Consider the following 13,155-nt stretch of genomic DNA (forward strand, 5'->3'; position numbering starts at 1 on the left):
AACCCTATACCCCAACGGGCTTACTAGATAACCACACCAATCACAGCAAACATAAAGCCCAGTATAGAAAACATGCAAATGCTATCAACTCAAGAAAAGAAAGAATTAAAGCAAGAAATAAAATCAAATCAACATGAAGTTTTCGTAATATCCATTGAGGAAATGGATGCTATTGTACGCTCCTCGCCCAAGGGGACGATGCCCCACATTAAGAGCACATGGCAAAACTTCAAGGGGAAAGCTGAGGCCGGTGCAAGCTACTATGCATCAGCAGATGACTTAAGAACTTTAAGCAAACTCGTTGGAGACCTTGGAGGTTTTTCCACCAAAGCCTACGTCAAAACATATGGTGGAAAGGCACACATCATTCTAAATGGACATCCTGGGTTGCGACGTGTTCTGACCGGAACCAAGTATGGTATAAAAAATCCAAAAGTTATAACCATGGGACTCGGGAAAGCGGGGGCGGTACATGCAGCAAAGTCTGGCGGTATTCTTTCTATAATCCTACTGTCTGCTTATAGAATTGCGGACTACGTTTTGACAGATCAAGCGACATTAACCCAGCTTATTGGTTCTTTAGCCACTGACATAGTGAAAGTTGGAATTGCCACGGGCGCCTCCATAGCAGCAGCATCTGCAATTGTCGCAATGGGATTTACGATAGCCATAGGGCCAATCGCGGCGGTCGTCTTGGTCGGCATTGGAGTCTCGATGGCTCTGAGTGCACTAGATGAACATTATGGAATAACTGATCGAGTTATTGCCGGCCTGGATGATATTGTTCAAGGTACTGACAGGGGATATGAGGCAGCAAAGCAGGCCCTGTATCGAAATGCAAGCGAGCTAGCAGACTCTGCTTTTGATTATACCGTTGACTCTGCCAGAGCCATTTTGATTAATATCACGATGCACGCCATAGATAGATTTATTTCCACAAGACCGAGACTTCAATAATGGAAGATCGGCCACTTACTTCGATATCGAAAAAGCTATTCAGCATTGCATTTCTTTCAATATTGACACTCTCTTCGCTTGCGTGGTTTATCACCAGCATAAATCTACTTGTATCTCAATTTCACACAAGCAGCCCCATAGTAGGATTCGACAAGGGCTCCATGTATATGCTGGGAATCGGATTCGGACTCCTATTTCTGACTGTTGGAGGGGTGACTCAAGGCCTGCTGCAGAAGAAACTCACCCCCAGGCACGAAGCTTTTTTCACAAAAGTCCTGATTATAAGTTTATTGGTAACGATAGTTTTCCCTCAATTAGCTCATTACACAGTAGCCAGCTACGCACAAAAACAAGGTTACAATACGTGCGACGACTTCACTTATCGCTGGCTCCTGTACAGCAAATCCTACTATGCAAAACATGAAATATTCTGCAGTAAAATCATCAACAACAAGCCAACCATAAAAAACCAACATAATCATTGAGGGGCTTTAAGGGTCACTCCAATAAACCACCTTCACTTGCATTACATACTGTAAATATTTTGCTTTCCCCCAAAAATCAAGAACGACTTATCCGTCAATTCAAAGCAATTAACTGAAACAATGAAAGCAATAACCCATATTAAAGATCAGAAATCCATGAATATTGCCTTACCATTCATATTATTTTCATTGATTGGTTGCGCAGCCTTCTACTACCTGCCTACCAGGCTACGCAAGTGGATTGGAGTTCTCTTTTTCGTGTTCGGCTGGACAACAGTACTCATGGGCTCATCTATTGCGATGACAAATTTTGATATTGGCGTGTCAGGGATTTTTCTAGTCGCTCTGGGCAGTGGACTTTTTTACCACTCCCCCAACACACCATAATACCCATGCCATGGAGAATCAGGGGCTCTTATCGAGCCAGCAGTGAAGCCTTCATTAAAACTCATATGTTTTTCGGCCTAATCCTTCAGCATAACTACTCTTGGTCATACTCACTTCCCGCCAAAGCACCAGCTATTATTGAGACGCATGGCGAAGGCAATAAAGAGAAAACGCAGTGGCAATAAAATTCATTAAATACCTATTTATCGCCTGTATCTCCAACTCATGTCTGGCAGAGGAAAACCCACTCGTCCAGGCTTATCTGGACAATGACTATGAGGCGTTTGCCTCACACTATGAGAAGGTCATAGATAAAAACGAGACAACCCTCAGTGGCGGATCACCCTTTTCCTTTCTCATTTACAGCTTCTTAGTAGATGACCCTCGCTTCTTTAATCTGGTGATCCAGCACGCAGACCCTAATCACACTGATCGCCCGGGCCTCACCGCAATCTTTGAAGTCGTGCGCAAATGCGACATAGAGCGGGCCAAAAAGCTTGTAGAGAAGGGAGCAAAAGTCAATCATCGCAACACAAAAGGAAGTACGGTGCTGCACTGGGTGGCGGAAAGCAAGTGCTATGACCTCGCCAAATATCTGATCGAATCGGGAGGCGACGCATATACATCGGATAATGATGGCATTACACCGCTGGACATTGCCAAATCGAAGAAAGACAAACATATGATAGAGAGCATGCAGAACAGCAAGGCAGCACTCCAATAACCACACACGGATGATGGTTTAGCATGAAGCTCATTGCTGCTTTAACTCTAGTTTTCCTAGGACTGCTAGCAATATTATTGCCCATGCCATGCGCCCATAGAATCAGCAATTTCTATCGCCGATATCCGTTGATTCGCCATGCCCCAGCGGCTCAATTCAAACTGCATCCGCACTATATACGTATATTGGGGCTTACAACTTTCATAGCTGCCGCTACGGTGCTTATGTTGGATTGAACAGCTACAGGAAAGCTAAAGAATGAAACCCTGGTTTAAAGGAATTCCCTGCTTTTCTGGCCACTCCCATGCCTAGCAGCGAAAAGCGCGTGCATGATTGCCACCATCCATCCCTGATTTAACAAACTCTATATCTCCGAATTAGGCACACCAGCCAAGGATAGGCATCGATGAACCAGCCCATCAGCTCCACCCTGTTCCACACCCCGCTCGACGAGCAGGTCGCCCAGCTGACCCAGCTGATTCGCCGTGCGCCGGCGGACGCCAGGCTGCGTGTCCACTACGCGCAGCTGTGCATGGTGAAGGGCGACTGGGAGCGTGCGGTCGCGCAGTTGCAGACCGTCGCGCAGCTTGATGCCAAGTGCATTCCCATGGCCCAGGCCTACCGCGAGGCTATTCGCTGCGAGCGCGCCCGCGAGCGGGTGTTCGCCGGGGAGGTCGAGGTCAAGAGCATCGGCCAGCCCAACGACTGGCTGCCGCTGCTGGCCCGGTCGCTGGCTTGCCGCGCCGGCGGCGATGCGGTGCAGGCGGCCGAGTTGCACGCCCAGGCGTTCGAGCAGGCCGGCGAAACGTCATTCCTCATCGATGGCGAACGGGTCGAGTGGATCGCCGACGGCGACTCCAGGCTCGGTCCGGTCTGCGAACTCTTCCTCAACGGCCAGTACTACTGGCTGCCGTTCGAGAACATCCAGCGCCTGGAGATCGACGCGCCGACCGACCTGCGCGACCTGGTCTGGCTGCCCGCTCGAGTGACGCTGAGCAACGGCGGCCAGCATCCCGTGCTGCTGCCTGCCCGCTATCCCCTCAGCCATGCCGAGGGCCAGGACGCGCTGGCCCTGGCCAGCTTGACCGAATGGCGCCCGCTCGGGGACGAGCTGTGGGCCGGCGTCGGGCAGCGCATGCTGGTCAGCCCCGCCGGCGAGCATCCGCTGCTCGCCGTGCGCGAGCTGTCCTCCCTGGCCGGCCAGCCATGAAACCGCACAGCGTACGCAGCAACCGGCTGATGCCGGCCCTGCTGGACCGCCTGACCGACCACGCGCCGCAGAGCAGCAGCGAGGCGCCCCACGAGCGTCTCATCAGCCGCTCCGACTTTCGCGAAAGCGTCCTGCGCGACCTGTCCTGGCTGCTCAACACGGTGAACGCGGAGTCGACCACCGACTTCGAGCAGGCCGAGCGCGCCCGCGTGTCGGTGGTCAACTTCGGCATCCCGGCGCTTTCCGGCCGCCAGCTGGCCGCCGCCGACTGGAAGGAGGTCGAGGCGACCCTGCGCACAGCCATCGCCACCTTCGAGCCGCGGATACTGCCGGAATCACTGGAGATCCGCGTGCTGCCCCCGGTCGCCGGTCTGGCCTCGCGCAACCGCCTGTCCCTGGAGATTCGCGGGCAGCTCTGGTCCGAGCCCTACCCCATGGAGCTGCTGCTGCGCTCCCACGTCGACCTGGAGTGCGGCCAGGTGTCCCTGGAAAACGTCGCGAGGTCATGACATGGACCCCAGATTGCTGGACTACTACAACAGCGAACTGGCCTACCTGCGCGAGCTGGGCGCGGAGTTCGCCGGGCAGTATCCCAAGGTCGCGGCGCGGCTGGGCATGCGTGGCACGGAAGTGGCGGACCCTTATGTAGAACGCCTGCTGGAAGGGTTCTGCTTCCTCACCGCGCGCATCCACCTGAAGATGGATGCCGAGTTCCCGCGCTTCTCCCAGCGCCTGCTGGAGGTGGTCTACCCCAACTACCTGGCGCCCACGCCAGCCATGTGCATCATCCAGTTCACGCCCGGCGAGATGAGCGGCAGCCAGGAGAACGGCTTCGTCATCGAGCGCGGTACCCGGCTGAAGGAGCCCCTGCAGGGCGAGCGCAAGACCCAGTGCGAATTCCGCACCGCCCACGCCGTGGAGCTGTGGCCCCTGACCCTGGCCAGCGCCCGCTTCGAGGCCGCGCCCGCCGACATCCGCCTGCCCCGCGCCACGCTCGGCAGGACGGTCAAGTCGACCCTGCACCTGCGCTTCGACTTCACCAGCGCCCACAACGGCCGTGCGCCGGGGCTCAACCGCCTGTCACTGCACCTGCGTGACAGCGGCCAGCTCGCCTCGCACCTGTACGAACTGCTCTGCGGCCACCCCCTGGGCGTGGCCGTGCGCCCCATCGATGCCAGCGGCTGCGGCTGGACGCTCCTGCCGGCGAGCGCGCTGCAGCCGGAGGGGCTGTCCGAGGAAGAGTCGCTGCTGCCCTACTCCGCCCGCGGCTTCCAGGGCTACCGCCTGCTCCACGAATACTTCGCGATGCCGGCGCGCTACCACTTCGTCGCCATCGAGGGGCTCGGCCCGGCGCTGGAGCACAGCAGCGCGGCCAGCGGCTTCGAGGTGCTGATCCTGCTCGACCGCGATGCCAGCGAATACGAGACGCTGGTCGGCCCCGAGCACTTCGCGCTGTTCTGCACCCCGGCGGTGAACCTGATCGACATGCGCTCCGACCGGGTCCCGGTGGCGGACAACCGCAACGAGTTCCACGTGGTGCCGGACCGCGCCCGGCCGATGGACTACGAGGTGTACAGCGTCGCCCTGGCCGAGGGCTTCGGCCAGGACAACGCGGTGGAGGCCGAATTCCGCCCGTTCTACACCTGCGTCGCCCAGGACCGGGGCGAACACGGCACCTACTTCTCCGTGCGCCGCGAACCGCGCCGCCCCTCCGACAGCACTTTGCGCAAGGGCGCCCGCACCACCTACATCGGCTCCGAGGTGTTCCTCAGCTTGGTCGACCGCAACGAGGCGCCCTACGCCGGCACCCTGCGCCAGCTGGGCGTGCAGATGACGGTCAGCAACCGCGACCTGCCCATGCTGATGTCGGTCGGCAGCAACCAGGACCTGATTCCGCTCGGCTCGCTGCCGGTCTCCGCGGTGCGCATCATCGAGGGACCGACCAAGCCGCAGCCGGCGGCGCCCGAGGGCGAGCTGACCTGGCGCCTGATCAGCCAGCTGGGACTCGGCTACCAGACCCTGACCGACCTGACGCCCGAACAGGGCGCCGAGGCCCTGCGCGAGCTGCTGACCCTGTACGGAGCCCTGGGCGACGCGGCCATCGCCCGCCAGGCGCGCGGCCTGCTCGGCGCCAGCCTGACGCCGGTCACCCGGCGCCTGCCCGGTCACGGCCCGCTGGCCTTCGGCCGTGGCGTCGCCATCGACCTGAAGGTCGACGAGGCCCAGTTCGCGGGCAGCAGCGCCTATCTGTTCGGCGCCGTGCTGGAGCGCTTCCTCGCTCGCCACGTCGGCCTCAACACCTTCATCGAAGTGCGCCTGGACAGCGCCCAGCGCGGCCGCATCGGCCAGTGGGCGCCGCGCTTCGGCACGAGGCCGGTGGCATGACGGGCACCACAGACTTCTGGCAGCGGCTCGGCGAGCGGCCCTACGACTTCGACCTGTTCGCCGCCCTGCGGCGCATCGAATCGCTGCACCCGCAGAGCCCGCGCCTGGGCCACTCGCAGCGCCCGCAGCAGGACCCCATCCGCCTGGGCCAGGCGCCGTCCACCTCCTTCGCCCCCGCCACCCTGGCCGGCCTGGATGAACGCCGGGCGGCTGCCAAGCTGCGCATCTTCAGCTTCGGCCTGTTTGGGCCCAACGGCCCGCTGCCGCTGGCCCTGACCGAATACGCGATGGAGCGCGCCAACCACCACGGCGACGAGACCCTGTCGGCCTTCGCCGACATCTTCCATCACCGGCTGATCCAGCTGTTCTACCGCGCCTGGGCCTCGGCCCAGTCCACGGTGAGCCTGGACCGCGATCAGGACGACAGCTTCACCCGCCACGTGGCGAGCCTCGTCCACCACGGCCTTGAATCCCAGCGCGAGCGCGACTCGGTGCCCGACCACGCGCGCTGGAACCACGCCGGCCACCTGGTCCGCCAGGTGCGCAACGCGGAAGGGCTGGAGCGCATCCTGGCCAACTTCTTCCGCATGCCCGCGCGGATCGAGGAGTTCGCCCGGCACTGGCTGCCCCTGCCGGACGACCAGCGCACCCGTCTCGGCGGCGCGAGCAACGCCCAACTGGGCGTCGACGCCGTGGCCGGGCAGGCCGTGCCAGACCGTCAGCACCGCTTTCGCATCCGCCTGGGCGCCATGGGCCTGGCCGACTACGAGAACCTGCTGCCCACCGGCCGCGGCCATCGGCAGTTGCTCGACTGGGCGCGCAGCTACATCGGCATCGAATACGCCTGGGACGTGCGCCTGGTCCTGCGCGCCGCCGAAGTGCCGCGGGTATCGCTCGGCGGCGTTACCCGCCTGGGCTGGACCAGCTGGCTCGGCGCCAGCGCCGCCACGCAGGACCGCGACGACCTGGTCCTCGACCCCGAACACATCGCCGCCACTACCCATTCATACCGTCCGCAGCGAACCGCGGGCTCCCCTTCATCCGAACCAACGAGGTCCCATCCATGAACCCCTTCCGCATCCTCCACCGTCCCCTGCTCTGCGTGGCCCTGCTCGGCTTCACCCTGCCCGGCCACGCCAGCGTGGAGGCCGACATGGCCTTCGCCCTGGACAGCATCTGGCGCATGGAGCGCCCCTCCGTGTCCCTGGCGAGCGAGTCCTTCACCAGCAAGGCCTCCAAGACGGGCACGACGTACCAGGCGAAGGTGAACAACTCGCCCGTCTACCTGATGACCGGCGAAGAGTCGGCCAGCGTCGAGTTCGGCCGCAAGCGCTTCCCCGCCACCGAGAGCCCGTGGGGCGCCCTGCCGCGCCTGGACATGGAGCACGCCCGCCTGCTGGAACTGAGCACCCCGAAGAAGCGCTACTTCGCCTTCGTCGGCCAGGGCAAGGGCCTGTTCTCGGTCGGCGACTGGCAGCGCTACAGCTTCCTCCACGTCGTCGACGTCACCGCGCGCCACGCCCCGGTGTACTACCCGCTGTTCTCCGACGCCTACCTGGGCGAGCGCGTGCTCGGCCGCCTACCGGGTTCCCCGGTGCTGAACTTCGCCCGCCTGGTGCCGTCGAGCTGGTCCTCGCGGAACGAGCCCAGCGCCTACGAGGTGTCTCTCTACGCCCTCAACCCCAAGGGCCCGGAGCGGGTCATCGAGGAAGGCCGTCCCCTCGCCTACTCGCTGCAGCGCCAGGGCGGCACCTGGAAGATCGAGCGCATCCGCAAGACCCCGGTCACCGACGCCCAGGACCAGAACAAGCGCTCCTTCACCGCCCCGAACCTGACCGCCGTTTCGGCCCGCTGAGCAGACGACCATGAGCAACATCAGCCGCGCCGCCCTGTTCGGCAAACTCAACCCGATCCTGTACAAAGCCATCGAGGGCGCCACCGTCTTCTGCAAGCTGCGCGGCAACCCCTACGTGGAGCTGGCGCACTGGCTGCACCAGCTGCTGCAGCTGAACGACAGCGACCTGCACCGGATCGTCCGCCACTACGAGCTGGACGAGGCTCGCCTGAACAGCGACCTGGTGCGCGCGCTGGATCGCCTGCCAGCGGGCGCCACCGCCATCAGCGACCTCTCCGAGCACGTGGAGAACGCCGTCGAGCGCGGCTGGGTCTACGCGACGCTGCTGCTGCAGGAAGACCGGGTGCGCGGCGCCTCGCTGCTGCTCGGCATCCTCAAGACCACCCACCTGCGCAACGTGCTGGCCACCGTCAGCCGTGAGCTGGCCAATCTCGACGCCGACGCCCTGACCCGCGACCTGCCGCGCCTGCTGCGCGGCTCGCCGGAGGACGACCTGGCCGCCAGCGACGGCAGCCATGTGGGCGGCGAGCCGGGCGAGGCCAGCGGCGCCCTGGCGCCGAGCGGCAAGCAGGACGCCCTCAGCCGCTTCGCCGTCGACCTCACCGCCCGGGCCGCCCAGGGCGAGATCGACCCGGTCACCGGGCGCGACGAGGAAATCCGCCAGATCACCGACATCCTCATCCGCCGCCGGCAGAACAACCCCCTGCTGGCGGGCGAGGCCGGGGTCGGCAAGACCGCCGTGGCCGAGGGCTTCGCCCTGCGCCTGGCCAGCGGCGACGTACCGCCGCAGCTGCGCGGCGTGTCGCTGCTGATGCTCGACATCGGCCTGCTGCAGGCCGGCGCCAGCATGAAGGGCGAGTTCGAGCAGCGCCTGCGCCAGGTGATCGACGAAGTCCAGGCCAGCCCCAAGCCCATCATCCTGTTCATCGACGAGATCCACACCCTGATCGGCGCCGGCGGCGCAGCAGGCACCGGCGACGCCGCCAACCTGCTGAAGCCCGCGCTGGCGCGCGGCACCCTGCGCACCATCGGTGCTACCACCTGGAGTGAATACCGCCGCTATATCGAGAAGGACCCGGCCCTCACCCGCCGCTTCCAGGTGATCCAGGTGGGCGAACCCGACGAGCCGGCGGCCATCGACATGGTCCGTGGCATCGCCGGCGCGCTGGAAAAGCACCACCGGATTCAGGTCCTCGACGAGGCCATCGCCGCGGCGGTGCGCCTGTCGCACCGCTACATCCCCGCCCGGCAACTGCCGGACAAGGCCATCAGCCTGCTCGACACCGCCTGCGCGCGGGTCTCGGTCAGCCAGCACACGCTGCCCGCCGAGCTGGAGCAGTGCCAGCGCCGCATCGAGATGCTGGAGACGGAGCAGGCGATCATCGGGCGCGAAGGCGCCATCGGCCTGGACGTGGGCGAGCGCGAAGGCAAGTGCCTGGCGCAACTGGACCAGGAGCGCACCCGCCTGGCCCTGTTGCAGGGCCGCTGGGAAAGTGAACGCAGCGTCGCCGAACGCCTGCTGGAAGTGCGCGAACAGCTGCGCGCGGGCGACCTGGCGGACAGCGAGCGTGCCACCCTGCTGGCCGAGCACGCCGGGCTGCAGTCCGAGCTGGCGACGTTGCAGGGCGACTCGCCGCTGATCCTGCCGGCCGTGGACGAGGCCGCCGTGGCCTCGGTGGTCGCCGACTGGACCGGCATCCCGGTGGGACGCATGGTCCGCGACGAGATCGCCGCCGTGCTGGGCCTGGTGGACACCCTGGAGAAACGGGTGATCGGCCAGCGCCACGGGCTCGAACTGATCGCCCGGCGCATCCAGACCGCCCGCGCACACCTGGACAACCCGGACAAACCCATCGGCGTGTTCATGCTGGTCGGCCCCTCCGGCGTGGGCAAGACGGAAACCGCCCTCACCCTCGCCGAGACGCTCTACGGCGGCGAGCAGAACCTCATCACCATCAACATGAGCGAGTTCCAGGAGGCGCACACCGTCTCCAGCCTCAAGGGCGCACCGCCGGGCTATGTCGGCTATGGCGAGGGCGGCCTGCTGACCGAGGCGGTCAGGCGCAAGCCCTACTCGGTGGTGCTGCTGGACGAAGTGGAAAAGGCCCACCCGGACGTGCACGAGCTGTTCTTCCAAGTGTTCGACAAGGGCTGGATGGAGGATGGCGAGGGACGCCAGATCGACTTCCGCAACACCGTGATCCTGCTCACCTCCAACGTCGGCACCGACCTGGTGATGAACCTGACCCGCGACCCCGAGCTGGCCCCCGAGCCCGAGGCGCTGGCCACGGCCCTGCGCGAACCGCTGCTGCAGGTGTTCCCGCCGGCCTTCCTCGGCCGCCTGAACGTCATTCCCTACTACCCGCTCAGCGATGAGACCCTGGCCAGCATCGTCCGCCTGCAGCTGGAGCGCATCCGCAAGCGCGTCGAGGAGCGCCACGCCATCGCGTTCGCGTACAGCAACGCGGCGGTGGCGCTGGTCATCCGCCGCTGCACCGAGGTGGAATCGGGCGGGCGGATGATCGACGCGATCCTCACCCAGACGGTACTGCCGGTCATCAGCCGCCATTACCTGCAGAGCCTGGCCGACGGAGAGAAACTCGCCGATATCCGGCTCGATGCCAGCGAGGAGGATTTCGTCTACCACTTCGACGGGAAGCCATGACGAGCATCCTGGGTGTTCGTTCAAGCGCGCGAGCGCGGGCCATGTCCGCGATTCGCGAGCGGGAACACACCCAGGGGCCAGCAGCCAAGGCAACATTACGGCACTAGACTGCCACGATCCGACAACCACCACCCGCCCCCTTACACGAGCCCGCCATGTCCGAACTGCTGCGTGAAGACGATGCCTTCTATGCCTTCCTCGATCATGTGATCGCCGTTGCCCGCGGCGAAGACCTGCTTCCGAGCGCCGACGAAGACGATGAGCCCGAACTGAGCGAGGCCGAGCAGGTCCAGGCCGTGGCACGCGCCCGCGAGCTGCTCGCCGCGCAGGCGCTGGCGCCCGACGACATGACCGCGCTGGACCGCCTGTTCCGCCTCTGGATGTGGCTGGATCGCCCCGATGCGGCACGCGCCGCCCTCGACGCCCACGAAGCGCGGCTGCTGGACGACCTCGCCCATGCCGAACGCCTGGAAGCCGCCGAAGCCTGCGCGCGCTGGCGCATCAGCGCCGCCACGCGCGAGGACGGCATGTCCGCCGTGCAACTGCAGGCCCTGTTCGAGGCCGCCACCGACGCCATCGGCGCCTGCCAGGCCCTGCCCGAGCACGACGACCGGAGCCTGCAGAGCTGGTACAACCTGATGGACGAGGCCCTGAGCGCGCGCCAGCCCGACACCTACGAACGCGGCACCCGCGAAGTCCACGCCATCTACCTGCGCCAGTCCCATCGTCGGCACTGGCGCTGCTTCGACGAGGCCACGCTGCAGCTGCGCCTGGCCCTGACCAGCGAGCTGCGCGGCGACAAGGACGGTGCCGCCGCCCTGGCGCGCAAGGCCGCCCAGACGCTGGCCACGCCCGGCCCCGATCAGATCGTCGAGGAAGATGACTGGTGGCGCCTAGCGCACGACCTGGTGCGTCTGGCGCCCGACACCCTGGCGCAGGTATGCGAAGGCGCGCAGCGGGCGCTGGGCCAGGATGCCAGTCCCGCGCTGCGGCGTGACCAGGCCGTCAAGCTCGCGCGCCTGACCGCCGGCGTGCAATGGGCGCAGGGAGACCACACCGCCGCACTGGCCACCGCGCGGCAAGGGCGCTTCATGCTGGTCCAGGACGAGGAAGACGGCTTTACCGCCACGGTACTGACCTGGCTGATGCAGACCGGCCAGGAGGAACAGGCCGCCAGGATGGCACTGGAAGCCTGCTGGCACTCGCGCCCGATCTCGAGCCGGCGCGCCGTCGAACTGGCCCTGCAGCGACTCAGCGCCGAGACCGAGCATACCGGTCTGTGGACGCTGGCCCTGGCCTCCGCCGCGCACGAGGAAGCACTGAACGAGGACGATCTGCTGGCACTGGGCCACGCCACCGTGGCTGAAGCGCAGCATCGCCTGATCGATCGCGCACGCGCCCTGCTTCCCGGTCATCCGCTCCCCGACGTGCTGCAGGGCATGCAGCTGGCCAATCAGGGCCAGCACGAACAGGCCCTGCCGATGCTGGAGCGCCTGCTGGAACGGCCCGACATGGCCAACCAGGGCTGCGCCAGCCAACTGTGGTACACGCGCATGCGCGTGCTGGGCGCCGAGCAGGCCGTGGACCAGCGCTTCGTCGAAACCGGCGCGGGCAACTGGAGCTACGCTCTGGGCGTGATCTTGTCCACCCCCAACGAGGTGATGGACAGCATAGAGCTGCCCGCCGAACGGCGCAGCGGCTTTCCGCGCGATGCCCTCATCGCGCTGTCCACGCGCTACTACGAACTCGCCCTGGCGCAGTTCGAGGCCTTCTTCGCCACCGGCGAAGGCAACGTGCGCGACGGCGATATCCACACCTACTCGATGAACTGCAACAACCTGGCGATCCGCTACCGCCATGCTTCCCGCGCCGAAGAAGCTTTGGTGCTGCACCAGAAAGGCCTGGCCTCCAGCCCATTCGCCGAACACAAGCACGGCGCACTGAACTGCCTAGATGACCTGAAGCGCTACTCCGAATACATCGATGCGGCCGAGCAACTGTGGCACTTCGCACTGGAGCAGGGCTACAGCCGCCACGATCCCTGCGACTACTTCGGTGACGTGGCCTGGGCGCTGCAGCATCTCGATCGCGCGCACGAGATCGAGATCTGGCTGGACCGCCTGCGCCAGTGGCGCGGCATGCTGAGCCAGAGCGACCTGCAAGCCCAGCAGCCCAGGCTGCTGGGCGCAGAAGCCGCCATCCTCGATTTTCTATACCGCAGCAAGCCCGAGGACACCCTCGCTCGCATGCTGGCCATCCGCCCCGAACTCATGCGCATCGGCCGCACCTGGGGCCTGCGCCGCCTGGGAGATGGCCTGCTCGACGCTGGCGAGGCGCAAGCGGCGCTGGAAACCTACGAACGCGCCGTCGCCGTCTTCGATCCCGACCTGGACAGGGAAGCCGCGCGCGCCAGTGCCCTGGAGGGCATCGACAAGGCCAAGGCCGCCATCCGCAAGCAGAAGCCGTTCTGGCGTCGATGGTTCTGAC

The 13,155-nt window shown here is 64.1% G+C and carries 9 protein-coding genes; all 9 read left to right on the plus strand.

The window, feature by feature from the left end; all coding sequences use genetic code 11:
• The first annotated feature begins 72 nt into the window (after positions 1–72).
• Positions 73–957 (plus strand): hypothetical protein, encoded by an 885-nt coding sequence (locus N7640_RS18170; RefSeq protein WP_279902106.1) that lies wholly within the window; start codon positions 73–75, stop codon positions 955–957.
• Positions 958–2,004: 1,047 nt separating this feature from the next.
• Positions 2,005–2,553 (plus strand): ankyrin repeat domain-containing protein, encoded by a 549-nt coding sequence (locus N7640_RS18175; protein ID WP_279902107.1) that lies wholly within the window; start codon positions 2,005–2,007, stop codon positions 2,551–2,553.
• Between the two features lie 406 nt (positions 2,554–2,959).
• Positions 2,960–3,763: a type VI secretion system accessory protein TagJ gene (locus N7640_RS18180; RefSeq protein WP_279902108.1), complete on the plus strand. Its 804-nt coding sequence runs from the start codon at positions 2,960–2,962 to the stop codon at positions 3,761–3,763.
• Complete coding sequence (tssE, locus tag N7640_RS18185) at positions 3,760–4,272, plus strand: type VI secretion system baseplate subunit TssE (RefSeq protein ID WP_220813235.1); 513 nt, start codon at positions 3,760–3,762, stop codon at positions 4,270–4,272. Before N7640_RS18180 ends, tssE begins: the two co-directional genes overlap by 4 nt.
• Before the next feature lies 1 nt (position 4,273).
• Positions 4,274–6,148 (plus strand): type VI secretion system baseplate subunit TssF, encoded by a 1,875-nt coding sequence (tssF, locus tag N7640_RS18190; protein WP_279902109.1) that lies wholly within the window; start codon positions 4,274–4,276, stop codon positions 6,146–6,148.
• A complete protein-coding gene (gene tssG, locus N7640_RS18195) occupies positions 6,145–7,215 on the plus strand; it encodes a type VI secretion system baseplate subunit TssG (protein WP_220813237.1) in 1,071 nt (356 codons plus the stop codon). Before tssF ends, tssG begins: the two co-directional genes overlap by 4 nt.
• Entirely contained in the window at positions 7,212–8,003 is a 792-nt protein-coding gene (locus N7640_RS18200; RefSeq protein ID WP_279902110.1) for a hypothetical protein, read from the plus strand. Before tssG ends, N7640_RS18200 begins: the two co-directional genes overlap by 4 nt.
• 10 nt (positions 8,004–8,013) lie before the next feature.
• The gene (gene tssH / locus N7640_RS18205; RefSeq protein WP_279902111.1) at positions 8,014–10,668 is read left to right on the plus strand and encodes a type VI secretion system ATPase TssH; all 2,655 of its coding nucleotides are present in this window, start codon (positions 8,014–8,016) and stop codon (positions 10,666–10,668) included.
• Positions 10,669–10,823: 155 nt separating this feature from the next.
• Complete coding sequence (locus N7640_RS18210; protein WP_279902112.1) at positions 10,824–13,154, plus strand: hypothetical protein; 2,331 nt, start codon at positions 10,824–10,826, stop codon at positions 13,152–13,154.
• Position 13,155 lies beyond the last annotated feature (1 nt).

The sequence above is a fragment of the Pseudomonas sp. GD04015 genome (assembly GCF_029837675.1).
Lineage (GTDB): Bacteria > Pseudomonadota > Gammaproteobacteria > Pseudomonadales > Pseudomonadaceae > Aquipseudomonas > Aquipseudomonas paralcaligenes.

Bases quoted from the DNA above. Each gene is read 5' to 3' on its own strand.
- tssF (WP_279902109.1), top strand. From the start codon at position 4,274: ATGGACCCCAGATTGCTGGACTACTACAACAGCGAACTGGCCTACCTG.
- tssH (WP_279902111.1), top strand. From the start codon at position 8,014: ATGAGCAACATCAGCCGCGCCGCCCTGTTCGGCAAACTCAACCCGATC.
- N7640_RS18180 (WP_279902108.1), top strand. From the start codon at position 2,960: ATGAACCAGCCCATCAGCTCCACCCTGTTCCACACCCCGCTCGACGAG.
- N7640_RS18210 (WP_279902112.1), top strand. From the start codon at position 10,824: ATGTCCGAACTGCTGCGTGAAGACGATGCCTTCTATGCCTTCCTCGAT.
- tssG (WP_220813237.1), top strand. From the start codon at position 6,145: ATGACGGGCACCACAGACTTCTGGCAGCGGCTCGGCGAGCGGCCCTAC.
- N7640_RS18170 (WP_279902106.1), top strand. From the start codon at position 73: ATGCAAATGCTATCAACTCAAGAAAAGAAAGAATTAAAGCAAGAAATA.
- tssE (WP_220813235.1), top strand. From the start codon at position 3,760: ATGAAACCGCACAGCGTACGCAGCAACCGGCTGATGCCGGCCCTGCTG.
- N7640_RS18200 (WP_279902110.1), top strand. From the start codon at position 7,212: ATGAACCCCTTCCGCATCCTCCACCGTCCCCTGCTCTGCGTGGCCCTG.